The 25175-nt window shown below is 59.6% G+C and carries 28 protein-coding genes and 1 pseudogene; 16 read left to right on the top strand and 13 right to left on the bottom strand.

Features of this window, described 5'->3' with window-relative positions; translation table 11 throughout:
* Window positions 1-107: 107 nt before the first annotated feature.
* The 5 genes from araD1 (at window position 108) to PY308_RS15300 (ending at window position 5184) form a co-directional block, all read left to right on the top strand.
* Window positions 108-1100, top strand: coding sequence for an AraD1 family protein (gene araD1 / locus PY308_RS15320; protein ID WP_275784140.1), 993 nt, complete (start codon window positions 108-110; stop codon window positions 1098-1100).
* Window positions 1101-1170: 70 nt separating this feature from the next.
* Window positions 1171-2604: an aldehyde dehydrogenase family protein gene (locus PY308_RS15315; protein WP_275784138.1), complete on the top strand. Its 1434-nt coding sequence runs from the start codon at window positions 1171-1173 to the stop codon at window positions 2602-2604.
* A gap of 62 nt (window positions 2605-2666) precedes the next feature.
* On the top strand, window positions 2667-4406 hold the full coding sequence (gene araD, locus PY308_RS15310) for an L-arabinonate dehydratase (RefSeq protein ID WP_275791154.1): 1740 nt from the start codon (window positions 2667-2669) through the stop codon (window positions 4404-4406).
* A 122-nt stretch (window positions 4407-4528) separates the two neighbouring features.
* On the top strand, window positions 4529-4774 hold the full coding sequence (locus PY308_RS15305; protein WP_275784135.1) for a type II toxin-antitoxin system Phd/YefM family antitoxin: 246 nt from the start codon (window positions 4529-4531) through the stop codon (window positions 4772-4774).
* The gene (locus PY308_RS15300) at window positions 4771-5184 is read left to right on the top strand and encodes a type II toxin-antitoxin system VapC family toxin (RefSeq protein ID WP_275784132.1); all 414 of its coding nucleotides are present in this window, start codon (window positions 4771-4773) and stop codon (window positions 5182-5184) included. The genes PY308_RS15305 and PY308_RS15300 overlap by 4 nt, the downstream gene beginning before the upstream one ends.
* A gap of 12 nt (window positions 5185-5196) precedes the next feature.
* Here the strand turns inward: PY308_RS15300 and PY308_RS15295 are convergent, their stop codons facing one another.
* From PY308_RS15295 to PY308_RS15280, 4 genes are all read right to left on the bottom strand, one after another.
* Window positions 5197-6018 (bottom strand): transglutaminase family protein, encoded by an 822-nt coding sequence (locus tag PY308_RS15295; RefSeq protein WP_275784129.1) that lies wholly within the window; start codon window positions 6016-6018, stop codon window positions 5197-5199.
* A 21-nt stretch (window positions 6019-6039) separates the two neighbouring features.
* Window positions 6040-6978, bottom strand: coding sequence for an alpha-E domain-containing protein (locus PY308_RS15290; RefSeq protein WP_275784127.1), 939 nt, complete (start codon window positions 6976-6978; stop codon window positions 6040-6042).
* Window positions 6979-6984: 6 nt separating this feature from the next.
* Window positions 6985-8379, bottom strand: a complete 1395-nt coding sequence (locus PY308_RS15285) for a circularly permuted type 2 ATP-grasp protein (protein WP_275791153.1) — start codon at window positions 8377-8379, stop codon at window positions 6985-6987.
* Between the two features lie 120 nt (window positions 8380-8499).
* Window positions 8500-8688 carry a hypothetical protein gene (locus PY308_RS15280; RefSeq protein ID WP_275784125.1) on the bottom strand — a complete coding sequence of 63 codons (189 nt, stop codon included), beginning with the start codon at window positions 8686-8688 and terminating at the stop codon, window positions 8500-8502.
* Between the two features lie 53 nt (window positions 8689-8741).
* Here PY308_RS15280 and PY308_RS15275 point away from each other — a divergent pair, with 53 nt between their 5' ends.
* Window positions 8742-9623, top strand: coding sequence for a DMT family transporter (locus tag PY308_RS15275; protein WP_275784122.1), 882 nt, complete (start codon window positions 8742-8744; stop codon window positions 9621-9623).
* Between the two features lie 69 nt (window positions 9624-9692).
* On the opposite strand, the gene PY308_RS15270 is transcribed toward PY308_RS15275, so the two are convergent.
* From PY308_RS15270 to PY308_RS15260, 3 genes are all read right to left on the bottom strand, one after another.
* Window positions 9693-10094: a DUF1398 domain-containing protein gene (locus tag PY308_RS15270; RefSeq protein WP_275784121.1), complete on the bottom strand. Its 402-nt coding sequence runs from the start codon at window positions 10092-10094 to the stop codon at window positions 9693-9695.
* A 37-nt stretch (window positions 10095-10131) separates the two neighbouring features.
* Window positions 10132-10542 (bottom strand): MarR family winged helix-turn-helix transcriptional regulator, encoded by a 411-nt coding sequence (locus PY308_RS15265; protein ID WP_275791152.1) that lies wholly within the window; start codon window positions 10540-10542, stop codon window positions 10132-10134.
* Window positions 10543-10817: 275 nt separating this feature from the next.
* A complete protein-coding gene (locus PY308_RS15260; RefSeq protein WP_275784118.1) occupies window positions 10818-12377 on the bottom strand; it encodes a DEAD/DEAH box helicase in 1560 nt (519 codons plus the stop codon).
* Between the two features lie 445 nt (window positions 12378-12822).
* On the opposite strand from PY308_RS15260, the gene PY308_RS15255 reads away from it, so the two are divergent.
* Entirely contained in the window at window positions 12823-13269 is a 447-nt protein-coding gene (locus tag PY308_RS15255; RefSeq protein WP_275784115.1) for a host attachment protein, read from the top strand.
* Between the two features lie 74 nt (window positions 13270-13343).
* Here PY308_RS15255 and mnmC2 read toward each other — a convergent pair whose 3' ends face one another.
* Entirely contained in the window at window positions 13344-14084 is a 741-nt protein-coding gene (gene mnmC2, locus PY308_RS15250) for a tRNA (5-methylaminomethyl-2-thiouridine)(34)-methyltransferase MnmC2 (protein WP_275784113.1), read from the bottom strand.
* A gap of 38 nt (window positions 14085-14122) precedes the next feature.
* Here mnmC2 and PY308_RS15245 point away from each other — a divergent pair, with 38 nt between their 5' ends.
* The 8 genes and pseudogenes from PY308_RS15245 to PY308_RS23075 form a co-directional block, all read left to right on the top strand.
* Window positions 14123-15265 (top strand): NAD(P)/FAD-dependent oxidoreductase, encoded by a 1143-nt coding sequence (locus PY308_RS15245; protein WP_275784110.1) that lies wholly within the window; start codon window positions 14123-14125, stop codon window positions 15263-15265.
* A 136-nt stretch (window positions 15266-15401) separates the two neighbouring features.
* Window positions 15402-16199: a DUF1045 domain-containing protein gene (locus PY308_RS15240; protein WP_275784107.1), complete on the top strand. Its 798-nt coding sequence runs from the start codon at window positions 15402-15404 to the stop codon at window positions 16197-16199.
* Between the two features lie 120 nt (window positions 16200-16319).
* Complete coding sequence (gene puuE / locus PY308_RS15235) at window positions 16320-17249, top strand: allantoinase PuuE (protein ID WP_275784104.1); 930 nt, start codon at window positions 16320-16322, stop codon at window positions 17247-17249.
* 5 nt (window positions 17250-17254) lie between these two features.
* Complete coding sequence (gene uraD, locus PY308_RS15230) at window positions 17255-17755, top strand: 2-oxo-4-hydroxy-4-carboxy-5-ureidoimidazoline decarboxylase (RefSeq protein ID WP_275791151.1); 501 nt, start codon at window positions 17255-17257, stop codon at window positions 17753-17755.
* A complete protein-coding gene (locus PY308_RS15225; RefSeq protein WP_275791150.1) occupies window positions 17755-18267 on the top strand; it encodes an ureidoglycolate lyase in 513 nt (170 codons plus the stop codon). Before uraD ends, PY308_RS15225 begins: the two co-directional genes overlap by 1 nt.
* Entirely contained in the window at window positions 18264-18626 is a 363-nt protein-coding gene (gene uraH, locus PY308_RS15220; RefSeq protein ID WP_275784101.1) for a hydroxyisourate hydrolase, read from the top strand. Before PY308_RS15225 ends, uraH begins: the two co-directional genes overlap by 4 nt.
* A 52-nt stretch (window positions 18627-18678) precedes the next feature.
* Window positions 18679-18870, top strand: coding sequence for a type II toxin-antitoxin system Phd/YefM family antitoxin (locus tag PY308_RS15215; protein WP_275784098.1), 192 nt, complete (start codon window positions 18679-18681; stop codon window positions 18868-18870).
* 197 nt (window positions 18871-19067) lie between these two features.
* Window positions 19068-19139: pseudogene (locus PY308_RS23075) on the top strand (Txe/YoeB family addiction module toxin); the annotation flags it as partial.
* Window positions 19140-19241: 102 nt separating this feature from the next.
* Here PY308_RS23075 and PY308_RS15205 read toward each other — a convergent pair.
* From PY308_RS15205 to PY308_RS15190, 4 genes are all read right to left on the bottom strand, one after another.
* Window positions 19242-20378, bottom strand: coding sequence for an alpha-hydroxy acid oxidase (locus PY308_RS15205; RefSeq protein ID WP_275784095.1), 1137 nt, complete (start codon window positions 20376-20378; stop codon window positions 19242-19244).
* Window positions 20379-20433: 55 nt separating this feature from the next.
* Window positions 20434-21807: a guanine deaminase gene (guaD, locus tag PY308_RS15200; protein WP_275784091.1), complete on the bottom strand. Its 1374-nt coding sequence runs from the start codon at window positions 21805-21807 to the stop codon at window positions 20434-20436.
* Window positions 21804-23042: a urate hydroxylase PuuD gene (gene puuD / locus PY308_RS15195; RefSeq protein ID WP_275784089.1), complete on the bottom strand. Its 1239-nt coding sequence runs from the start codon at window positions 23040-23042 to the stop codon at window positions 21804-21806. Before puuD ends, guaD begins: the two co-directional genes overlap by 4 nt.
* Window positions 23043-23168: 126 nt before the next feature.
* Window positions 23169-24065 (bottom strand): LysR substrate-binding domain-containing protein, encoded by an 897-nt coding sequence (locus tag PY308_RS15190; RefSeq protein WP_275784086.1) that lies wholly within the window; start codon window positions 24063-24065, stop codon window positions 23169-23171.
* Between the two features lie 101 nt (window positions 24066-24166).
* Here PY308_RS15190 and PY308_RS15185 point away from each other — a divergent pair, with 101 nt between their 5' ends.
* On the top strand, window positions 24167-24373 hold the full coding sequence (locus tag PY308_RS15185; RefSeq protein ID WP_275784084.1) for a hypothetical protein: 207 nt from the start codon (window positions 24167-24169) through the stop codon (window positions 24371-24373).
* Here PY308_RS15185 and xdhC read toward each other — a convergent pair.
* On the bottom strand, window positions 24349-25173 hold the full coding sequence (gene xdhC / locus PY308_RS15180; protein WP_275784081.1) for a xanthine dehydrogenase accessory protein XdhC: 825 nt from the start codon (window positions 25171-25173) through the stop codon (window positions 24349-24351). The genes PY308_RS15185 and xdhC overlap by 25 nt on opposite strands.
* Between the last annotated feature and the right edge of the window lie 2 nt (window positions 25174-25175).

Here is a 25175-nt window from a genome sequence, read left to right as displayed (position 1 = left end):
GGTGGCTGCGCCATTCGTGAACGGGAGCCGGATCACGTCTCCCAAGGGTTGCCTTGGCCGGACACTTGATACCCGGCAACCGGCCCCGGATTTAAAAGGACGAAGCTGTGCTGATTTCCCAAGTGAAAAACAATGATGGCTCCATTTCTGTCGCCGTTCGCCAATCGGGCGAGACCGCCAGGGTGGTGAACGATGCGGCGAGCGTTTATGCGCTGGCGATGGAAGCCGCCAATTCCGGCCAGAGCCTGAAGGCCGTCGTCGAGGCGCACGGCCTTGGTGCGCAGCTCGATCTTCAGGATGTCTACGCCAAGGGCAACTTCCTGCCGCCGATCACCCATCCCGACGACGCACACCTGCATCTGACGGGAACGGGACTGACCCATCTCGGTTCTGCTTCAACGCGCGATGCAATGCACGCAGCCGTCTCTAAGGTGGAGGAGGGCGCCACCGACACGATGAAAATGTTCAAGATGGGCCTGGAAGGCGGCAAGCCGAAGCCTGGCGAAAAGGGCGTCCAGCCCGAATGGTTCTACAAGGGCAATGGTTCGCAATCGGTTGCGCCAGGCGCTGAACTCGTGTCTCCATCTTTCGCAGAAGACGGCGGCGAAGAGCCGGAAATGGCCGGCATTTACGTTATATCCGACGCAGGCGCGCCGTTCCGCATCGGTTTTGCCGTCGCCAACGAATTTTCCGATCACGTGACGGAACGCGTCAATTATCTCTACCTCGCCCATTCGAAGCTGCGGCCGGCAAGCTTCGGCCCGGAAATCCGCGTTGGCGAGGCACCCGCTGACATTCGCGGGACGTCGCGCATTATCCGCAATGGCGCTGTCCTGTGGGAAAAGCCGTTCCTGTCCGGGGAAGCCAATATGTCCCACACCTTCGCCAATCTCGAATATCATCACTTTAAATACGGGATATTCCGTGCACCGGGCGACGTGCATGTCCATATGTTCGGAACGGCGACGCTGTCTTTCGGCGATGGCATCAAGACCGAGGCTGGCGACATCTTCGAGATTGAGGCAGCCGAATTCGGCCTGCCGCTGCGCAACACGCTGGCGGTCGCCGGCGAAGACGAGATCGTGATCGGCCAGCTCTGATCCGTTCGAAACATTTGACTGCGAGTGCCGATCCCACGGCGCTTGCGCAAACCAAGGAGGCTTTTAGCCCATGACACTCCACCAGAACCTGATTGCCGGCGAATGGGTCGGCACCAACGGCGTCGAAAACATCAACCCATCGAACACAAAGGAAGTCGTCGGCCTGTATGCCTCCGCAAATGCGGATGACACCAAGACGGCAATCGCCGCCGCCAAGGCCGCATTTCCCGCCTGGTCGCGTTCGGGCATTCTCGAACGCCATGCGATCCTGAAAAAGACCTCCGACGAAATCCTGGCGCGCAAGGACGAACTCGGCAAGCTGCTCGCCCGCGAGGAAGGCAAGACGCTTCCCGAGGCGATTGGCGAGACGATCCGTGCCGCCCAGATCTTCGATTTCTTCGCAGGGGAAGCCTTGCGTCTGGCCGGTGAAGTCCTGCCGTCCGTTCGTCCGAACATCGGCGTCGAGATCACCCGCGAGCCGATCGGCGTTATCGGCATCATCACCCCATGGAACTTCCCGATCGCCATCCCGGCCTGGAAGATCGCCCCGGCGCTCTGCTACGGCAACACCGTCGTCTTCAAGCCGGCCGAACTGGTACCCGGCTGCTCCTGGGCCATCGTCGATATCCTCCACCGCGCCGGCCTGCCGAAGGGCGTGCTGAACCTCGTCATGGGCAAGGGATCGGTCGTCGGCCAGGCCATGCTCGACAGCGCCGATCTCGCCGGTATCACCTTCACCGGCTCGACCGGTACGGGCAAGCGGGTCGCTGCGGCCTCCATCGAGCATAACCGCAAGTTCCAGCTGGAAATGGGCGGCAAGAACCCGATGGTCGTGCTTGACGATGCCGATCTCACCGTCGCCGTTGAAGCCGCTGCAAATTCGGGCTTCTTCTCGACCGGCCAGCGCTGCACGGCGTCCTCGCGCCTGATCGTCACCGAAGGCATCCACGACAAGTTCGTTGCGGCCTTGACCGAAAAGCTGAAGACCCTTGTCGTCGATGACGCGCTGAAGGCCGGCACCCATATCGGTCCCGTCGTTGATGAGCGCCAGCTGGCAACCGATACGGACTATATCGCGATCGGCAAGCAGGAGGGCGCCAAGCTTGCCTTCGGCGGCGAAACGATCACCCGTGACAATCCGGGCTTCTTCCTCCAGCCGACCCTGTTCACGGAGGCCACCAACCAGATGCGGATTTCCCGTGAGGAAATCTTCGGCCCGGTCGCCAGCGTCATCCGCGTCAAGGACTACGACGAGGCGCTCAGCGTCGCCAACGACACGCCATTCGGCCTGTCGGCCGGCATCGCCACGACCAGCCTGAAGCATGCGACGCATTTCAAGCGCAATTCGGAAGCCGGCATGGTGATGGTCAACCTGCCGACGGCCGGTGTCGATTTCCACGTGCCCTTCGGCGGCCGCAAGGCCTCCTCCTTCGGCTCGCGAGAGCAGGGCAAATATGCAGCCGAATTCTTCACCGTGGTGAAGACGGCTTACACACTGGCGTAAGGACGTTCCGGCGGATCGGCCAAAAAGGCCGATCCGGTCTCCGGCTTCAAAGGACGAGAATGATGTTTAAGAAAGCGGAATGGCCGCGCAAGCTGCGCTCGCAGGAATGGTACGGCGGCACGAGCCGGGACGTGATCTACCACCGCGGCTGGATGAAGAACCAGGGATATCCGCACGACCTGTTCGACGGCCGTCCTGTGATCGGCATCCTCAACACCTGGTCGGACATGACGCCGTGCAATGGACATTTGCGCGAGCTTGCCGAGAAGGTGAAGGCCGGCATATGGGAAGCCGGCGGCTTCCCGATGGAAGTTCCGGTATTTTCCGCGTCCGAAAATACCTTCCGTCCGACCGCGATGATGTACCGCAACCTTGCAGCTCTTGCCGTCGAGGAAGCCATTCGCGGCCAACCGATGGATGGCTGCGTGCTTCTGGTCGGTTGCGACAAGACCACGCCGTCGCTGATCATGGGCGCCGCCTCCGTCGATCTGCCGTCGATCGTCGTCACCGGCGGACCGATGCTCAACGGTTATTTCCGTGGCGAACGCGTTGGTTCCGGGACACATCTCTGGAAGTTCTCCGAGATGGTGAAGGCCGGCGAGATGACGCAGGAGGAGTTCCTCGAAGCAGAGGCCTCGATGAGCCGTTCCTCGGGCACCTGCAACACGATGGGCACCGCTTCCACCATGGCCTCGATGGCCGAAGCGCTCGGCATGGCTTTGTCGGGCAATGCGGCGATCCCGGGCGTCGACAGCCGCCGCAAGGTCATGGCGCAGCTCACCGGCCGGCGCATCGTCCAGATGGTCAAGGACGACCTGAAGCCATCCGATATCATGACGAAGCAGGCCTTTGAAAATGCCATCCGCACCAATGCTGCGATCGGTGGTTCGACCAACGCCGTTATCCACCTGCTCGCCATGGCCGGCCGCGTCGGCATCGACCTGACGCTGGACGACTGGGACCGTTGCGGCCGCGATGTTCCCACGATCGTCAACCTGATGCCGTCGGGCAAGTACCTCATGGAAGAGTTTTTCTATGCCGGCGGCCTGCCGGTCGTGTTGAAGCGCCTCGGCGAGGCTGGTCTTCTGCACCGGGACGCCCTGACGGTTTCCGGCGAAACCATGTGGGATGAGGTGAAGGATGTCGTCAACTGGAACGAGGACGTGATTCTGCCAGCTGAAAAGGCATTGACGCAATCCGGCGGCATCGTGGTGCTGCGCGGCAATCTCGCACCGAAGGGCGCGGTGCTCAAGCCCTCTGCCGCCTCGCCGCATCTCTTGACGCACCGGGGCAGGGCGGTGGTGTTCGAGGACATCGACGACTACAAGGCGAAGATCAACGACGACAATCTCGACATCGACGAGACCTGCATCATGGTGATGAAGAACTGTGGACCAAAGGGCTATCCCGGCATGGCCGAGGTCGGCAATATGGGGCTTCCCCCAAAAGTGCTGAAGAAGGGCATTACCGACATGGTGCGCATTTCCGACGCCCGGATGTCCGGAACAGCCTATGGCACCGTCGTGCTGCACACTTCGCCGGAAGCGGCTGTTGGCGGACCGCTGGCCGTGGTGAAGAACGGCGACATGATCGAGATCGACGTGCCGAACCGTCGCCTGCATCTGGACATTTCCGAAGAGGAACTGTCGCAGCGCCTCGTCGCCTGGCAGCCGCAGCATGATCTGCCGACATCCGGATATGCGTGGCTTCACCAACAGCATGTTCAAGGGGCCGATACCGGCGCCGATCTCGACTTCCTCAAGGGATGTCGCGGAAGTGCCGTTGGCAAGGACAGTCACTGATCTTCAGGGGCTTTATACAGAAAAGGCAGGGCAAGAGCTCTGCCTTTTTCTTATTCCAGACCACCTTGCCGATTCATCAAAAATGTTTATATCTCCTATACACATGTACAGGAGATATGGTCATGTCTGTAAAGGCAATCGCAGCCGCCGAATTCAAGGCGAAATGCCTTAATCTCATCGATCAAATGCGTGCGGATGGCGAACCGATTACCATCACCAAGCGTGGGAAACCTGTGGCCGTGTTGTCGCCTGTACCCGCTGAGCACCGTCATACCAGCATCATCGGTGCGATGAAGGGCAGTGTCTTAATGTTCGACGACCCGTTTTCTCCGGCCGCCTATGCTGACGAATGGGACGTGAACCGTTGATTCTCATCGACACCCATGTGCTGATCTGGGCCGTGCACGATGATCCAAGACTTGGCTCCCAAGCACGAGCGATCATTGATCAGACGACGCGACAAAGCCTCATCCTGGTTTCGGCGATCACACCCTGGGAAATAGCACTGCTTGCAGAAAAAGGCCGAATTGCACTCGGCGATGATGTCGGTCGCTGGCTCGACCGCACACTTGCCTTGCCGAATGTACAACTCGCCCCTCTAGAGGCCTCGATCGCTGTTGGCAGCGTTCGGCTCCCAGGTAGTTTTCACGCCGATCCAGCCGATCGAATCATCGTCGCTACGGCGCGGTTTCATCAGGTGCCGTTGATGACAGCAGACCAGGCCATTCTTGATTATGGCGCAAAAGGTCATGTAGCCACCCTTGCCGCCTCGTCGTGACTGAGGACTAGCTTACTGACTCTGCGTCTGACTCTGTTCCTGCTGCTCGACAGTCAGGCCCACCTTCAGGGTCTCCTTGGCGGATCCATGGACCAGTCCCGAAATCGGTGCGGCGTCGCGATAGTCCAGGCCGCAGGCAATGCGCACATAGCGATCGTCCGGGCAAACATTGTTGGCAGCGTCGAAGCCGACCCAGCCAAGCCCTTCCAGGTAAATCTCGGCCCAGGCATGGCTTGCCGTCTGCTCCGTTTGATCCTCGATCATAAGATATCCGGAGACATAACGAGCCGGCAGCGCGAGCGTGCGGGCAGCGGCGATCATGATATGCGCGTGATCCTGACACACGCCACTTCGTTGCAGCAAAGCCTCCTCGGCCGTGGTCTCGGTGCCTGTTTCGCCTTGCCTGTAGTCGACGGTTTCATTGATGGTGCCCATCAGGGCGTGCATCTTGGCCAGATCCGTATCGCCTGTCATCGCCTTCGCCAGATTGCGGATCGGTTTTGCGGTTTTCGTCAGCGGCGTTTCCCGCAGATAAAGCCAGAGTGGTGCATAGGCCTGATGCAACCCATAAACGCCGGCCTTGTCCTCGGTTTCAACTTCGCCCGATGCCGTTATACGGATCGATAGCTGATCGCCATTGACGCTGACGAGATTGACCCGATTGCCGAAATGATCGTCATAGCCCAATTCCATCCTGGCGCCCTCGACGGACGTCTCCCAACTGATGATGGTCTGGCCTGGCTGTGTCAGGGGCGTCAGCCGCAGCCGCTGCAGCGAATACTGCACTGGGCCGTCATAGGTATATTCCGTCGTGTGGCTGATCTTCAAGCGCATTGTGTTTCCCTTGACCGGATCTCAGTTGAACCGGTAGCCGTCGGAGATTTCCTGTCCCAGACGGTTGTTGTAGCCGATGAAGTTCTCGATATATTCGTGCAGCCCCTGGTCCATCACGTCCTTAATAGAATGACTGCGCAGGGACGAAAGCGTCTCTGAAGCAGTTGCGTGGGCAGCATGGGTTTCCCCGTATTCACGGGCGAGATATCCGAGGTTGCTGACGATCTTCTCGTAACAATAAGCCAGCGAGCGTGGCATCCGGCCGTTGAGAATAAGGAAGTCGGCGATGTTCGACGGTTTATATTCGGCCTCATAGACCCAGCCATAGGATCGATGCGCAGATACCGAACGCAGGATCGATTCCCACTGCACATTGTCGATCGACGAGCCGACCTGGGAGACAGCAGGGAGAAGAACGTAATATTTCACGTCCAGGATGCGAGCGGTGTTGTCGGCGCGCTCGATGAATGTGCCGATGCGGGAGAAATTGAAGATCTCGTTGCGCAGCATCGTCCCGTGGAAGGCCCCCCGGATCAGACCTGTCCTGCGCTTGATGGCATCGATCACCTCGGGAAGATCGGCCGGCTTTACACGGCGCGACAGCATGGTCTTCAGGTCGAGCCAGCATTCATTGGTCGCTTCCCAGGTTTCGCGCGTGAGCGCCGTGCGCACCATGCGGGCATTGTTTCTGCTCGAATCGATGCAGGACATGACGCTCGACGGGTTCGATTGGTCGCGCAGCAGAAAGTCTATTGCATCGGCGCTGGTCAGGCTTTCGTATTGATCGTCATAGATGTCGCGAACGCCGGAGCTTTGCAGCACCCCGTCCCAATCGTCCTCGGTGGCCTGGCTGCGCGTCAGCGACATGCGCATGCCGGCATCAATCAGCCGGGCCGAGTTTTCGGCGCGCTCGATATAGCGGAACATCCAGTTCAGACCGTTTGCGGTTCTTCCAAGCATTTCGTATCAGTCCTCCAGAACCCAGGTATCCTTGGTGCCACCGCCCTGACTGGAATTCACCACCAGTGAGCCGGCCTTCAAAGCCACGCGGGTTAGCCCGCCTGGAATGATCTGCACCTTATCGGATACGAGGACATAGGGACGAAGGTCCACATGGCGTGGCGCTATGCCCTTGTTGACGAGGATCGGCACCGTAGACAGAGAAAGCGTCGGCTGTGCGATATAGTTGCTGGGACGGGCCTTGAGCTTTTCGGCAAAAAGCGTCCTTTCCTTCTTCGAGGCCGTCGGCCCCACAAGCATGCCATAACCGCCAGAGCCATGAACCTCCTTCACGACGAGGTCGGCAAGGTTCTCAAGCACGTATTTCAAGCTGTCGGCTTCCGAACAGCGCCAGGTCGGCACGTTTTCAAGCAGCGCCTTGCGGCCGGTGTAGAATTCGACGATCTCCGGCATGTAGGAATAGATTGCCTTGTCGTCGCAGATCCCTGTGCCGGGGGCGTTGGCGATGGTAATGTTGCCGGCGCGATAGACGTCCATGATGCCGGGAATGCCGAGCGCCGATTCCGGTCTGAAGGTCAGTGGATCAAGGTAATCGTCGTCTACCCGGCGGTAGAGCACGTCGATCGCCTCGTAGCCGCGCGTTGTGCGCATCTTCACCTTGCCATCGATGACGCGCAGGTCGGAGCCTTCGACCAGCTCGACGCCCATCATGTCGGCAAGGAAGGCGTGTTCGTAATAGGCTGAGTTATAGATACCGGGCGTGAGAACCGCGACCCGCGGCTTGCCCTCGCAGCCCTGCGGTGCCAGCGATGCAAGGCTGTGCCGCAGGAGATAGGGATAATTCTCCACCGGGCGGACCCGGTTCTGATGGAAAAGTTCGGGAAACATCTGCATCATCGTTTCGCGGTTTTCCAGCATGTAGCTGACACCGGACGGCGTGCGGGCATTGTCCTCCAGAACATAGAACTGGTCTTCGCCGGTGCGCACGATATCGGTGCCAACGATGTGCGTGTAGACGCCGCCGGGCGGCCGGAAGCCGATCATCTGCGGCAGGAAAGCGACATTGCGCTCGATCAACTCGCGGGGGACGCGGCCGGCCTTGATGATCTCCTGCTTGTGGTAGATGTCGTCGAGGAAGGCGTTGAGCGCGATGACACGCTGCTCGATGCCCAGAGCCAGCTTGCGCCATTCACGACCCGAAATGATGCGTGGGATCAGATCGAAGGGGATGAGTTTTTCGGCACTGTCGGCATGGCCGTAAACCGCGAAGGTGATGCCCGTCTTTCGAAAAATGTTTTCGGCTTCTCTCGATTTCGCGATCAGGCGGGCCTTGTCCTGGGCTGCATACCAATCATTGTAGGTCGTGTAAGGCTGGCGCGGGCTATTGTCCGCATTCATCATTTCGTCAAATGCCAACGGTGTGGTCCCCTTTTTTTGCCATTTGAGTACAACGCGATAGGCAATGCAAGAAGCATGCTTGATAGAAGGCAAAAGAAATTACCACCCATTTCTGCCTGCGTTTCAGCCGAAGATCTGGATTTTACCCTTAAGTGTGATGTCCGTTTGTGCAATCAGCTCCTCTCTGTTCCGCAGGTGCTTCCAAACCGGCAGTGTAGCCTTGATAAAGCGTCGGCGGTTGCCTGTTATTTGTGCGCTGAAAAATCGAAGCATCGTTGATCCAGACATCAGGAATATTGCGTTGACCATCATCCTGCGTCTCTCTATCGCAGGGACCTACCGCGACATCGCATCAGGAAGTCTCCATGACCCTTGACCGCTTGGCACCGGCCATTTTCGTCCTGCTCTGGTCGACGGGATGGGTGATGGCGAAATATGCCGCCATCTATGCCGATCCGCTGACCTTTCTGGTTCTGCGCTATCTGTTCGCGGCGGTGCTGTTCATCGGCTTTTGTATCCTGACCGGCGCCGTGTGGCCGAAAAACTGGACAATGGCCGGGCATGCGGTGATTTCCGGCGTTTTCCTGCATGGGCTTTATCTCGGTGCCGTATGGTGGGCGATCGGGCAAGGCGTCCCTGCGGCGATTTCCGGCATCATCGCCGGCTTGCAGCCGCTTATGACAGCCGTGGTGGCGCCGGCGCTGATCGGTGAAGATCTGTCGACCCAGCAGAAAATCGGGCTTGGGCTCGGTTTCCTCGGCATAGCGCTCGCCGTTGTGCCGAAGGTCTTGACGATCGACACAGGCGCAACGCCAATCCATATGTTCCCTGTTGTCGTCAATGTTCTCGGCATGGCCGCCGCCGCCTATGGTACGATCTACCAGAAGCAATATCTGCAGGACGGGGACATCCGCTCCATCGCAACGCTTCAATATGTCGGTGCGCTGATCGTCACCATACCGGCGGTCTTGTTGCTGGAGAACATGCGCGTGATCTGGAGCATTCAGCTGTTTGCTGCTCTCGGGTGGGCGGTGCTCGTCCTTTCGATGGGGGCCGTTGCCTTGCTGCTCTATCTGATCCGGCGCGGACAAGTGTCGAAGGCCGCTTCGCTGATCTATCTCGTCCCGCCATTGGCGGCCGTGCAGGCGTGGCTGTTGTTCGATGAGCCCCTGACGCTGCCGATGATCATCGGCACGGTGATAGCGGTTGCGGGGGTTTACCTGACGAACAGGCGAGCCGGTGAATGATTGCCGGTGATGGCTCGCGGGAGACGGCCACTGGTGAAATCAGGCCCTACACGCCGGTCGGCCGGGCCGTCAATTTGGGAAGTGCTCCACATGGGTTTCGGCCGTGCGGCCGAAATACACCACGCGGCGTCCGGGAAACGAGACGATGTAGCCCGCGCAGCCTGCGGCTTTGACCTTCTCGCAGAACGCCTTGTAGCTGTAGTCCGGACCGTTCGTCTGCGCCCACCGCACCAGCGCCGCGACGCCGGGGACATCCAGAATGGCAGCGACCGTGCCCGCCGAGCGCGGCATCTCCAGCATCGCAGTCTCGCCATCGGGGAGGTAGTAGGTCTGCGTGTTCTGGCGGTAGTCGACCATATAGGATTCATAGCCGGCAGCGAGAAGTTTGCCAATGATCTCCGGGAAAGTCAGGCTGCCGTCATAGGCTGCATCCAGGCAGGTGTTGGCAATGGAAATCCGTTCCGCGTCCATCGCGGTTTCCTTTCACTTTTTTGGGGTATGCCGGCGGCTACTCTACCGGGACGGTTTTGAGTTCGCGCCGTTCGACAAGGGCTCTTAGAATAAGGTCCAGCGTTTCATGTTCCTGCTTTGTCAGAACACCGAAACAGGCGACCTCGTTTTCATCGGCAAGAGATGCGAGGATCGGTACCTTGGCTCGACCTGCCGCGGTCAGGGAAAGGCTGTGCGCTCGCTTGTCCTGTCTGTTCTCTGCCCGCTGCAACAAACCCTTGGCCAGCAGCCGGTCCGCGAGTTTGCTGATTGCGCCCTTCGTCATACCCATTTTCTCCGCAAGAGCCGATGGAGGCATGGCGTCCACATCAAAAAGGACCCGCATGAAGCACCATTCCGCAACGGTTACGTCTTCCGCCGCAACCTTACGCGCAAATTCCTGTGAAACGGCGTTGGACACTATCCGCATCCAGTATCCGGTGTGGTCTGTCAAATCTGATGGTATCGTCATAAGACTGCCTATTGTTGACTAAGAAACTACATGTATTTTGTTTACTAGTCAACAAAATTTTTCAGATTTTGCCGGTGCATGGGAGCTAGCGATGAAAGTGTGATTTCACGCCGTCGTCCCATAAGTCCGGCCCGAAATCCCGGAGTCTGGGAATAAAAAAACCGCCCCCAACATTGCTGTTGCGGACGGCTTGATATTGGAGCGGGGCAAACCCGCTCTCGCTGTTGGACTGCTTACGCCTCGTCGCGGCGCGGCCCTGCATTGACACGCTTGCGTTGTCCCTGTGCGCCAGCGCCGGCTTCGCGGCTCTGGCCACCGGCGGCATTGCCGCCGCCGTGATTGCGGTTGCGCCATTCGCCCTGCTTTGCGCCGGGACGTCCGTTGCGGTTGCCGCCGGGACGCTTTGCAACGGCCTGTTCGTGGGCGGCCTGGGCCGCCGGACCCTGGCCCTTGCGGTGCTGCTTCCTGGGCTCGCCGGTCACCAGAAGGTCGTCGCCTGCAAACGGGCTCGGTGCTGCACGCTCGGCGCGGTGAACATTGTCGCTGCCGCCGGCCGGACGCGGCCGCCGTTCCGCATGACCGTTGCCGGCCGGACGCCCGGAATTGCTGCGCGCGCCGGCGCCATTGCCGCCGCGTGCGCCCTTCGGGCGGGCGCGGTCGGCGGGGATTTCGCCGCTGGCAACGGCGATGTCGATGTGCATCAGGCGCTCGATGTCGCGCAGCAGGCGGATTTCGTCCGGAGCGCAGAAGGCGATGGCGATACCATCGCGGCCGGCGCGGGCCGTGCGGCCGATACGATGGACATAGGCGTCCGCCACTTCCGGCAGGTCATAGTTGTAGACGTGCGTCACACCGGGGACGTCGATGCCGCGGGCGGCAACATCGGTGGCGACGAGAACGCGGGTCTGGCCGTCACGGAAATTCTTCAGGGCACGCTCGCGCTGACCCTGGCTCTTGTTGCCGTGGATCGACGCGACGGAGAAGCCGACATGCTCAAGATGCTTCATCAGCTTTTCGGCGCCGTGCTTGGTGCGCGAGAAGACCAGAGCAAGACCATCCGGGTTTTCGGTCAGCGACTTCTTCAGGAGTTCGGTCTTCTGGCTGGCGCCCTGGACGAAGTGCACGTACTGCTCGACCTTGTCTGCAGCCTTGCCTGGAGGCGTGACTTCGACGCGCTTGGGGTTGCTCAGATATTCGCTGGACAGATCGGCGATGGCCTTGGGCATCGTTGCCGAGAACAGCAGCGTCTGGCGGTTCTTCGGAACCAGCTTGGAGATCTTGCGCAGGTCATGGATGAAGCCGAGATCCAGCATCTGGTCGGCTTCGTCGAGAACGAGGTAACGGGCCTGCGTCAGGGTGACGGCACGGCGGGCAACGAGATCAAGAAGACGTCCCGGCGTGGCAACAAGAATATCGACGCCGCGGGCGAGCTGCTCGGACTGCTTGTTGATTGATGCGCCGCCGACGACAAGGCCGATCTTCAGCGGGGTCTTCTTGACGAAGTCCTTCAGGTTCGCCGCAATCTGGTTCACCAGTTCGCGGGTCGGCGCCAGAACGAGGGCGCGGATGTTGCGGGGGTCTGGACGCTTGTCGTCCTTGAGCATCTTTTCGATCATCGGCAGGCCGAACGCGGCCGTCTTGCCGGTGCCGGTCTGGGCGAGACCAATCAGGTCATGGCCCTCCATGACAAGCGGAATGGCTTCGGCCTGGATTGGCGTCGGCGTATCGAACCCGAGGGAGGTGAGGGTCGAAAGCACGTGCTCGGAGAGGCCAAGGTCTTTGAAAGTGGTCAATGTCGTACCTTTTCGGGGCGCAAAACGAGATTCGCCGGAACTGCACCATGCGGTTCCGGTTTCGCTTCGCGTCAAGAACCCCGCGTGATTTGGGAACTTGTGGGTTGATTAAGCTGTCTGCGCTTATGTCCGGCCACGATTGGCAGAACATTTTACGGTGCGCTTCCTTCGTTACGGATTTTTGAAATCCCATAAGGCTCGCTCACGCGGCGACCGGAAGGTGACGCTGGGCCTGATGTCGTTGTTTCGGTGACAAAAGTCAAGAGATAGTTTTTGCACCTGCGAAGCCATGCCTTTGATGCGCCGAGCCGGAACCTTCCCATTCGCGGTAACGTTGCTGCTGTCCGGGCCAGCATTTCGGCAGGCGCGGACATGACGTTCTGCGGATCTGTCTTGATTTATGTGCGTAGCGGACCACAGCAGAACAATGATTGAGGAGTGAATAATGTCTACAACATGGATTCTGGCAGCTGACGGAAATCAAGCGCGCCTTCTCAAAGGCGTGAATTTTTTCAAGGAAGGTTCGCAAAGTCCGGAACAGGAAATCTTCCAGCTCGATACGAAACGCGCACAGGACATCATGACCGACAAGCCGGGGCGCAGCCACTCATCCAAAGGGCAGGGCCGCTCCGCGATGGAATATTCGAGCGATCCGGTACGCGAAGAGCAGCAGAGGTTCACCCTGGACGTTGCCGGCACGCTCGATCGCTACGCGCAGGATGGCGCTTTCGACCGCTTGGTCCTTTGTGCGGCGCCGCAGACCCTCGGCGATCTGCGTTCCATGCTGTCGCCTGCGACGCGGGCGAAAACCATGGTGGAAATCAACAAGGATTACAGCAATCTGCCGACTGACAAGCTGATCTCATCGGTGCGCGCCGCCATGTCGAGCTAACCGCCGTTAAGTCACCCGCCGGAGTGCCGTGTCGGCTTCCGGCGGGTCGCTTGGAAACGGCATGTTCAGGGCGCTTAGGGTTGCGGCCCGAGGGACAACGATTTGGTGCCGCAGAGCATTTCCCGCTTGTTTCCGAAGCCGGACCGTCTTTCGATCGTGAAGCCGGCGGCTTGAAGATTTCTGCGCACGTGACCGGCGGCGGCATAGGTCGCAAAGCTGCCTCCGTCGACAGTCTTGCAGAATATCAGCCGCATCAGCCGGTCGGACCACATATCCGGATTGCGCCGCGGCGCGAAGCCATCCAGAAACCAGGCGTCCATTGCCTGTGCAAAGCGGCCGATCTCATCGAAAGCCGACCCGCAAATCACCGTGAGGCGCACGTTACGGTCAAAACAGCAATCCACCACGCCAGCCGGATCGGCCGGCCAGCTCTTTGTAAGAGTTTGTCGTTCCAAATCGATTTCGGACCATCGCGACAGGGCTCGTCCGATATCCGCCGCCTGCATTGGAAAGCGTTCGAACGAGACGAAGTGAAGATGGGCGCCGCCGGTTTGCGTTTCTTTCCACTGCCGCCATGTCTCGCAGAAATTGAGCCCGGTGCCGAAACCGAGTTCGCCGATGCGAAACGTGCCGGGCCGCTCCCAGCGCCGTGGCAGGCCGTTTCCAGCCAGAAAGACATGGCCGCATTCCAGTCGGCCGTCCTCCCGGCAATAAAAATGGTCGCCAAACTCCTGCGAATAGGGCATATCGCCGTCTCGCCATTCGAGCGTCTGCCGGTCCGGTGCCGGCTCGTTTTCCGGGGTTTCGCGTGTCATGGCGAAGCGATAAGCCGCACGCAGCAGAAGGTCAATCGATGAGCGATGTACTGATCGTCGGCGGTGGAATCATGGGGCTCTGGGCCGCAATCATGGCCGATCGAGCGGGATTGAAAACACGGCTGGTGGAACGCGACGTGCTTGGCGCTGGTGCGAGCGGCGGCGTGCTGGGGGCATTGATGCCCTATATGCCCGACCGCTGGGATGAGAAAAAGCAGTTCCAGTTCGATGCGCTGGTTTCGTTGGAAGCCGAAATTGCAAGCCTGGAGGCAGAGACCGGGTTGCCCGCCGGCTATCGCCGATGCGGCCGCCTGATGCCGCTCGCCAAGCCGCATCTGCGCGAGATCGCGCTGCGCCATGAAAAAGATGCGCTTGTTAACTGGCGGTCCGGCGCTAGCCAATTTCATTGGCATGTTCGCGAAAAGCTGCCGGACGAAGACTGGCTGGCCCCGGCCGCTGCGGCAAGTGGTATCGTCCATGACACGCTCGCCGCAAGGGTTTCGCCGCGGCGATTGATTGCCCTGCTTGCGGCGCGTCTGCGCCAGTCCTCCAATGTCAGGATCGAGCAGGGGCGGGTACTGATCGGGCTCGATCCCGCCACGGGCCGCGCGGAGTTTGCCGACGGACGCTCGGAGACCTTCGACCAGTGTGTTCTTGCAAACGGTGTCCAGGCATTTCGGCTGATCGATCGTTTCGTGACGACGCCGGTTGCGAGCGGAACTGGCGTCAAGGGACAGGCTGCCTTGCTGCGCCTCGACGCCATCGATCCTGCCTTGCCGATCATCTTCACGGACGGTGTCTACGTCGTGCCGCATGAAAACGGTCTGGTGGCGATCGGCAGCACCAGCGAAAACACCTTCGACAAGCCTTTTACCACAGATGAACAGCTCGATATGCTCCTGGCTCGCGCCGCCGATCTGGCTCCGCTCGTCCGCAAAGCGCAAATTGTCGAACGCTGGGCTGGTATCAGGCCCAAAGCTGCGGGCCGCGATCCTATGGTAGGCCGTCATCCGCGCCATGGAAATCTTCATATCCTGGCCGGTGGCTTTAAAACGACCTTCGGCATTGCCCATCGTCTGGCCGCAGCGGTCATCGGGGAAATGGGAGGAAAGGTCGACCAGGCCCTACCGGATTCATTTCGGTGCCAAAGCCATGTGGCGCAACTGGAGACGCCGGTCTGAAGCCAGCATTAAGAAGATGGCGCCTTGGGTTTCATCCAGGCCGCGCCAACGCGTATCGCCGCGCGGGCCCTTCGTCATTCTGTCACGCAAATCGCTTAACCCCGGATCCAAGTCGTTTTGCAATAGGCCCGGTTCCATGCGGTATGCCATCTACTACACGCCATCGATGTACCATCCGTTGGCCGTGGCAGCCGCCAGCTGGCTCGGGCGAAATGTCTATTCCGACGATACGCCGGAGCCGCCCTCTGTATCTGGATTTAGCCGGCAGGAGCTTGCCTTCCACACCGCGGTGCCGCGCCGTTACGGTTTTCACGCGACGATCAGGGCACCTTTCGAACTACGAGCAGAAACCAACGAAGCCAGTCTTTTGAATGCACTGATGCATTTCGCCAGCACCGCGTCGCCTTTCGCTATTCCGAAAATCGAGATTGCCAGACTTGGCGGCTTTTTCGGCCTTGCGCCTTCCGTTCCGAGCGACGAGATGAACCATCTGGCTGCATCCGTGGTGCAGGCTTTCGATGCTTTCCGCGCGCCGTTGAGCGATGCGGAAATCGAGCGCCGTGATCCGGACAGGCTGACGGCGCCGCAATTCTCAAATCTGCATCGCTGGGGGTATCCCTATGTGATGGACGAGTTCCGCTTTCATATGATGCTGACCGGACCGGTTCACCCGAAGCTCAACGGACGGATCGAAGCCGCCTTGCGCGAGATTTTTGGCCCTTTGCTCGAAGAACCTTTGCAAATATCGAGCATTGCTCTCTTCATCGAGCCGGAGCCCGGTGCTCCCTTGCGGGTTCATTCGCAGCACCCGCTTGGAAAACTTTCGTCCCACCGGCCGCTCGTGACGGGACAAGCTCAACTGTCATCCGGCACGTCAGTGCTTGCAGGCTCGAAGGCTGCCATCGCGGCGCGGTTTCTGCAGTCCAACTGCTGAATTCAGGCGGCGTAGGCACCCCCGGCGGTTTCTCTGGAAAGCCTGTGATTTCGTACCTTTTCCAGCTTCGAATTCTGTGCTTCGAATGGTACCGTTCCGGCGCATTCGAAGGATCATGTCATGAGCGAACCGAGCTATCCGCGCAATTTTGTCGGTTATGGACGCAACCCGCCGCAAGTCCGGTGGCCCGGCGACGCTCATGTGGCGGTTCAATTCGTCGTCAACTACGAAGAGGGTGGAGAAAGCTCCATTCTGGACGGAGAAAAGGCTTCCGAATCGCTGTTGTCCGAAATCGTCGGCGCGCAGCCCTGGCCCGGCCAGCGAAACCTGAATATGGAATCGATCTACGAATATGGTTCGCGCGCCGGTTTCTGGCGGCTGTGGCGGATGTTTACCAGCCGCAAGATCGATGTCACCGTCTATGGCGTGACGCTCGCCATGGCCCGCAATCCAGACGCGGTCGCGGCGATGAAGGAGGCGGGTTGGGAAATCGCCAGCCACGGCTATCGCTGGCTGGAGTACAAGGATTTTTCGGAGGAAGAGGAGCGCAAGCATATTTTGGAGGCGGTGCGTTTGCACACGGAACTGATGGGGTCGCATCCGCTTGGGCTCTATCAGGGCAAGCCGTCGGATAAGACGTTGAAGATCCTTCTGGAAGAGGGAGGCTTCGTCTATTCCTCGGACAGCTACGCGGACGAACTGCCCTACTGGGTCGCGGGATTGACGCCGGACAAGCCGCATCTCATCATTCCCTACACGCTCGACACCAACGACATGCGCTTTGCAACCCCCCAGGGCTTCAACGCGGGCGACCAGTTCTTCACCTACCTCAAAGACAGTTTCGACGTTCTTTACGCCGAGGGTAGGGAGGGCAGCCCGAAGATGATGAATGTCGGCCTTCACTGCCGCCTCGTCGGGCGGCCGGGCCGGGCCGCTGCGCTGGGGCGGTTCCTCGACTATGTCCTCAGCCATGAGAAGGTCTGGATACCGAAACGCATCGACATTGCCCGGCACTGGTACGAGCACCATAAGCCGGAGGGTGCGTTGTGATGGCGATCGAAGAAAAGCAGGATTTCGTTTCTCGATATGGCGGCATTTTCGAGCATTCTCCTTGGGTGGCGGAGCGGGCATTCGAGGCAGATCCCTCGATTGCCCCAACGGCCGGCGCTGTGCATGCCGCTCTGGTGCAGGCATTTCGGGCGGCGTCGCAGGAGGAACGGCTGACTGTGCTGCGGGCTCATCCGGATCTTGCCGGCAAGCTGGCCATCGCCGGCGTGCTGACGGAGGATTCCAAATCGGAACAGGCTTCCGCCGGGCTCGATCGCCTCAGCCCTGAAGAGCACGCGCGTTTCACGGAATTGAACGCCGACTATACCGGAAAATTTGGCTTTCCTTTCATCATCGCCGTCAAGGGGCTGGGGAAAGACGACATTCTCTCGGCTTTCGAAAGACGCATTCAGAACGACGGGGCGCAGGAATTCGAAACGGCGACGGCGCAGGTTGAGAAAATTGCATTCCTGCGCCTGAAGTCGCTGCTGCCGGAAGCGGCCGAGTGATGACGCATGTCCTGAAAATCGAGCCCCTGACGCAATCCGCCTTCCTGCCCTTCGGAAGCGTCATCGAGGCGGATCCGGTATCGATGCGGCTGATCAATGGCGGATCGACCGAACGTTTCCACGCTCTTGCTCATGTCGAGATTTTGGGGGACGGCGCCCGGACCGTCATCAACCTGTTTCGCGGCCAACCGCGCAGCTTTCCATATCTGCTGACCATGATGGAGCGCCATCCGTTAGGCTCGCAGAGCTTTTCGCCGCTCCGTGATGGCCCATGGCTGGCTGTGGTTGCCGAGGATGAGGATGGCAAGCCGGGCGCGCCGCGCGTTTTTCTCGCAGACGCGGGGCAGGGCGTGAATTACGGCCGCAATGTCTGGCATCATCCGCTGATGGCGGTTGGTCCGGTCAGCGATTTTCTCGTGGTTGATCGCGACGGTCCCGGTAACAATCTCGAAGAGTTCTTCTATGACGAACCATACGTCATTCCCGATCCCCTGACGCGAGCAAAACGATGAGCAATACCGGCCGCCTGACAACGCATGTCCTCGACACCGCTCTCGGCAAGCCGGCGCAGGGGATGAGGATTGATCTTTTCACGATTGACGGCGAAACGCGCCGCCTGTTGCGCAGTGTCGAAACCAATAGCGACGGCCGGGTTGATGGTCCGATGCTGGAGGGGGAGGCCTTCGATACTGGTTTCTACGAACTGCTGTTCCATGCCGGCGCCTATCTGCGGGCAACGGATGCTAAACTGCCGGACCCGGCCTTCCTTGATCTCATCCCGTTGCGCTTCGGCATCGCCGATCGATCGGCGCATTATCATGTGCCGCTCTTGCTCTCGCCATTCAGCTATTCGACCTACCGCGGCAGCTGAAACTCTGTTGGAGTTGTCCGCTAAATTGTACAAGTCAAAGCCGGAGATTGCGATGCGCGCGATCATGTTTTCGAAAGCCAGGGAAGAGCTTGCCGGGCTGCTCGATGAAGTGAGCCAGGATCGCGTCGCTGTCGAAATCGTCCGGCGCCACAAACCATCCGCTGTCCTGATCGACAAGGATGAATATGAGGGGATGCTGGAGACCTTCATTTTATGTCGTCGCCGGCCAATGCCAGGCGGTTGATGGACGCCGTCGAAAATGTTGATGCGGGTCGTTATGAATCGCACGATCTGATCGATCCTGAGGACTACCGGAGCGGCAAACTGAAAGGCGCCGCCGGGTGAGTTCTGCCATTGCGCTGATGTGGGAGCCGGGCGGCTGGCGGGAATACATTCACTGGCAGGAAACAGATCCGAAGATCGTCTTGCGTATCAACGAGTTTGATCAAGCATGCGCTACGCCATCCATTCGAAGGAATTGGCAAGCCAAAACCCTTGCGAAATCAGCTCAAAGGCTATTGGTCACGGCACATCACGCAGGAACATCGACTGGTTTACAAAGTCGAAAGCACCAAAGAGAAAAAATTCTCACTATTGTTCAGTGCTTTCCCGCTCCTAATCCGCCAGAACATCCCTGTTCACGTCGCGGATATCCCGCTTGCCGCAGAGCGCCATGGTGATGTCGAGTTCCTTGCGGATAATGTCGAGGGCGAGTTTGACGCCCGTCTTGCCGCCTGCCCCGAGGCCATAAAGGAAGGGGCGGCCGATATAGGTGCCCTTGGCGCCGAGCGCGATCGCCTTCATTACGTCCTGGCCTGAGCGTATGCCGCCATCGATATGCACTTCGATTTTGTCGCCGACCGCATCGACAATCCGAGGCAACATGCTGATCGATGACGGGGCGCCGTCGAGCTGGCGGCCGCCATGATTGGAGACGATGATCGCGTCGGCACCGGTGTTGGCGGCCATCCTTGCGTCCTCGACGTCGAGAATACCTTTCAGGATCAGCGGCCCGCCCCACATTTTCCGGATCTCTTCGACATTCTCCCAGGAAAGTCGCGGGTCGAACTGTTCGGCCGTCCAGGCCGAGAGCGAGGAAATATCGGCCACGTTCTTTGCATGGCCGACAATATTGCCGAAGGTCCGGCGCGGGGTCTTCAGCATCTGCATGCACCAGAGCGGCCGCGTCGCCATCTGCCAGACATGCTTCGGCGTAAATTTCGGCGGCGCCGAAAGGCCGTTGCGCAGATCCTTGTGGCGTTGGCCGAGAATCTGCAGGTCGAGCGTCAGGACCAGCGCCGAGCAGTTCGCCGCCTTGGCACGTTCGATCAGGTTTCTGACGAAATCCCGATCGCGCATCACGTAGAGCTGAAACCAGAAAGGCTTCTTCGTGACCGAGGCGACATCCTCGATCGAGCAGATACTCATGGTCGACAGGGTGAAAGGCACGCCGAATTCTTCAGCCGCCTGGGCTGCCAGCATTTCTCCGTCCGCATGCTGCATGCCGGTGAGACCGGTCGGCGCCAGCGCCACCGGCATCGACACCGGCTGGCCGATCATGGTGCTTGCCAGGGAGCGGTTGGTCATGTCGACCAGAACCCGCTGCCGCAGCTTGATCTTCTGGTAGTCCTCCTCGTTCGCCCGGTAGGTGCCCTCCGTCCAGGCGCCGCTGTCGGCATAGTCGAAGAACATCTTCGGCACCCGGCGCCTGGCCATGGCTTTGAGATCGGCAATGTCAAGGTGAAGGGGCATGACGGCTCTTTCGGCTGGATATAAGATTGCCAATATCACGCTTCCGAAGGGCTTGTTAAGGGCGAGACGGTGAAAGAGGTAAAAAAATATTACCTCTTTCACCGTCTTCAGACGCCAGCCTTCCGATCGTTGTTTTCGCCGCCTGTCCCGCCACATAGGTCTCCACGACGGCCCTGTCGTCGCCCATGGTCTGAAGCAGGAACAATTCATCCGCAAGCGACCTGACGACTTCCGCCTTGAGCGCCATGGCCGATGTCGCCGCCATGCTCAGCACGATGAAATCGGCGTCGGTGCCGACCTCCAGCGTGCCGATCCGGTCTTCGAGCGACAGCGCCCGCGCATTGCCGAGAGTCATGAAATAAAAGCTTTCGAAGGGGTTGAGCCTTTCGCCCTGCAATTGCTGGATCTTGTAGGCCTCGTCGAGAGTGCGCAGCATGGAATAGCTGGTGCCGCCGCCGATATCGGTGGCGAGGGATACGCGGACCGGTTTCTCGCGGTTCATCAGTTTGCGCAAGGGGAAGAGGCCGGAGCCGAGGAAAAGATTGGACGTCGGGCAGTGCACCGCGACGGATCCCGTTTCGCTCATCGCATCCATTTCGCGTTCTGAGAGATGGATGCAGTGGCCGAGCAGCGTTTTTTTTCCCATAAGACCGTAGCGGGCGTAGATGTCGGTATAATCGGTGGCTTCAGGATAGAGCGAGCAGGTGAAATCGATCTCGTCGCGGTTTTCCGAAAGATGTGTCTGGATGTGCAGGTCGGGGAACTCAAGCGCAAGCGCCTGCGCCGCAGACATCTGTTCCGGCGTTGAGGTGATGGCGAAACGCGGCGTGATGGCGACATGATTGCGGCCTTTGCCGTGCCATTCCCGGATGACCGCCCGGGTCTCGTCATATCCCATCTCCGGCGTATCGAGCAGACCCTGGGGCGCATTGCGGTCCATCATCACCTTGCCGGCAACCATGCGCATGTTGCGGCGGAGGGCTTCGGTGAAAAACGCATCGGCGGAGGCCTTGTGCACCGAGCAATAGGCGACGGCCGTCGTCGTGCCGTGGCGCACCATCTCGTCGAAGAAATGTCCGGCGATGCGGTCGGCATGGGCCCGCTCGACGAACCGGCATTCCTCCGGAAAGGTGTAGGTGTTCAGCCATTCGAGCAAGTTGGCGGCGTAAGAGCCGATGACCTGCATCTGCGGGAAATGCAGGTGCGTATCGATCAGGCCGGGCAGGATCAGATGCGGACGGTGATCGATTTCCACCACGTCATCCGTCACTTCGGCCCTGATGGCATCATAGCCGCCGCTTGCCACAATCAGTCCGTTTTCAACGAGAAGCGCGCCGTCCTCCTCGTAGACATAGGCGCCGTTGTCCCCAATATCGGTGGGCGGGCGTGTGAAGCTCAGAATGCGTCCGCGGATCAATGTGCTCGTCATTGTGCCTTGCTTTCCAAGACCGCGCTTTCGAACCAGGCGGCCAGCAGCTTGCGTTCGTCATCCGTCATGTCGGTGATGTTGCCCGGCGGCATTGCATGGCTGCGGCCGGCCTGGATATAGATGTCGCGGGCATGGGCTGCGATCTCCGCATCGTTTTCCAGCGTCACGCCCTTCGGTGGCCGCAGGATGCCTTCGTAAACGGGCTCCGCCTGATGGCACATGGAGCAGCGGGTGGAGATCGTGTCCTTGACAGCCGGGAAGTGCGCATTGGACGCGAACTGTTGAAATGCCGGAGCGACCTCTGCCCTGGTCTCGCCGGTCAAAACCTTCGGTACGGTCGAGAGCCACATGATCAGGATGAAGAGGATCAACGTGACGATCCAGGTCCATGTCGGCCGACCCTTGCGTGCATGAGTGGTGTTGAACCAGTGGCGGATTGTGACACCCATCAGGAAGACCAGCGCCGCAATGACCCAATTGTAAGCCGTGGCAAAGGCCAGCGGATAGTGGTTCGACAGCATGAAGAAGATAACGGGCAGTGTCAGGTAGTTGTTGTGCAGCGAGCGTTGCTTGGCGATGACGCCGTATTTCGGATCGGGCGTGCGCCCGGCGATCAGGTCGGCGACGACAATGCGTTGGTTCGGCATGATGATGAAGAACACGTTCGCCGACATGATCGTTGCCGTGAACGCGCCAAGATGCAGGAAGGCGGCGCGGCCGGTGAAAACCTGCGTATAGCCCCAGGCCATCACCACCAGAGCGACGTAAAGGATGCCCATCAGCGTCCAGGTGTTTTTCCCGAGCGGCGATTTGCAGAGAAGGTCGTAAAAGATCCAGCCGATTGCAAGCGAGGCGATCGAGATCAGGATTGCCGTGGTCGAGGAGATGTCGAGCACATGCCGGTCGATCAGGAAGAGATCGGCGCCGCCGTAATAGACCAGACAGAGCATGGCGAAACCGGATAGCCATGTCGCGTAGCTCTCCCATTTGAACCAGGTGAGGTGCTCCGGCATGGTTGCGGGCGCAACCAGATATTTCTGGACGTGATAGAAGCCGCCACCATGAACCTGCCATTCTTCGCCATAGGCGCCGACGGGCAGGTGATCCCGTTTCACCAGTCCGAGATCGAGCGCGATGAAATAGAAGGAAGAGCCGATCCAGGCGATGGCGGTGATCACATGCAGCCAGCGGACGGCGAAGGCGAGCCATTCCCAGGCGATGGCGAATTCGTACATTCAGGTCCCCTTGTCTTCCCCCGCAGTGTCACATTGCGAAAATTTTGAACGGGAGGGAAGGGTGAAAAACATCTGTCATCGGTTGATTGTGTCGGTACGCCTCTTCTGCCCGAGGCACTCGGGATGTCACTCGTAGAAGGGGGCGAGTTCCTCCAGCAGCCAGTTCCGAAAATCGCGGATTTTTGGAATGTTGCGCCTGCCTTCCGGGTAGACCAGCCAGTAGTCGCGTCCATCATTGCAGGTCAGAGAAAACGGCTGGTATAGCCTGCCGCTTTCGATCTCGTCCGGGAAGTGCTTCGGGTTGACGATGGCAACCCCCTGGCCGGCAATCGCCATGCCTGCGTCGAAGGATTGTGTTCCAAGCTCGTTGGCTGGAAAACGGCCAAGGCCGGGATCATCAATGCCGGCTTCTGTGAACCATTGTTTCCACCATTCATCAGCTGCGCTGATGATCGGCAGCTTCAGAAGGTCGGTCGGGTTATGGATGCCGCCGATCGACGCGGCGAGCGTCGGGCTCAGCATCGGCGTGAAATCCATCCGCATGATGCGATGCGCTTTCAAACCCGGCCAGTCACCTTTGCCCCATCGAACGGCGACGTCTGCCCGGGTGCTGGCGAAATCGATAATCACGGGCGAGGTGGTGAGTCGCACCGCAATGTTTGGATGCTTGAGCTGGAAGCGGCCTAGGGTGCGGGTCAGCCATTGTTGGGCAAACGTTGCCGTGGAGTCGATGTGCAGCAGTTGACCGGCATCGGAGCGCAGCGCGGCAAGCGCTTCTTCGAAAACAGAGAGTCCCTGAGCGATCTTCGGCGCCAGCCTTTCGCCGGCGTCCGTGAGAGCAATATGGCGCGTGCGCCGGAGGAACAACGGCTCACCGACATGATCCTCAAGCAGCTTGATCTGGTAGCTGACGGCGGTTTGGGTCATGCCGAGTTCGTCGCCGGCCTTGGTGAAACTCAACAGCCGTGCCGCCGCCTCGAACACGCGGAGCGCATTGAGCGGCATCTGTCGCGACATTTTCATCGATAAGTTCTCTTGATGCGTCAGAATTGTGGTTCGATTGGAATTCCAGCATTTTTCTTGGCATCCTGCAATCCTGATCATCAAACCATTAAGGTGCAATCATGACCTGCCAGGCTGTTCATCGTCGTCGCTTCCCGACCATCTCCCGTTTCGGGCAACGATTGTATGATCTGGCGCGAACCAGGTTTCCGCTGGCCGCGCGGTGGTCAGCAAAACTCGATCTGGAGGTGATGTCAGACTTCATGAAGCGGGATCTGGGGTTTCTTGACGGCCGCGATCCGCGTCAGGATTCCGATTTGCGCGAATAAGCGGCAAGCGCCGTCAGGATCTCGGCAGCGGTCATGGCGGCGATGACGGCCGGTCGTTTGTCGTTGACGGCCCTGCCGCCGATGGGCAGGACAAGCCGTCCGATCGCCTCCTCGCCCAGACCCTCGTCTTTGGCCCAGCGTGCGAAGGTCGCCCGCTTGGTCTTCGAGCCGATCATGCCGACATAGGCAAGGTCGGTGCGGGCAAGCGCTTCCCTGGCGATCAGGAAATCCAGCGCATGGTCATGTGTCAGGATGACGATGGCGCTCCCTGGAGCAATATCCTTGACGGTTGCCTCCGGCATTGCCACCAGACGATGGCTGGCACCTGCTGACATCAAATCGAGTTCGCTCCTGCGTGTTTCCACGGCATAGGTTTTCAGCGGCAGCAAGAGCAGAGCGTCGGCCAGGGCGCGGCCGACATGGCCGGCGCCGAACAGCCAGACTTCTGGCCAGGCGTCCTGCCTCTGCCGCAGCTTGTCCGTAAGTTCTGCGCGCTCGGCAGCGCCGCCGATCCGGAAGGAAATGACGACGCGGCCGCCGCAGCATTGGCCAATATCCGGTCCGAGCGGAATATCCATCTCGAACCGGTCACTGACGCCGGCCAGGAGCGCGCGCGCATTGTCTATCGCCAGATGTTCCATCTGACCGCCGCCGATCGTGCCATGGGTATCGCTTGGCGAGACAAGCATGAAGGCACCGGTCTCGCGCGGCGTCGAGCCCAGGGCCTGCCTGATCTCGACGATGACGAGCCTGTATTCGCGTTCGAGGAAGGCATCGAGGCTGTCAACCGCAAAGTTCATTG

The sequence above is a fragment of the Pararhizobium gei genome (assembly GCF_029223885.1).
Taxonomy (GTDB): Bacteria; Pseudomonadota; Alphaproteobacteria; order Rhizobiales; family Rhizobiaceae; genus Pararhizobium; species Pararhizobium gei.
This window is presented reverse-complemented; position numbering and strand designations above follow the sequence as displayed.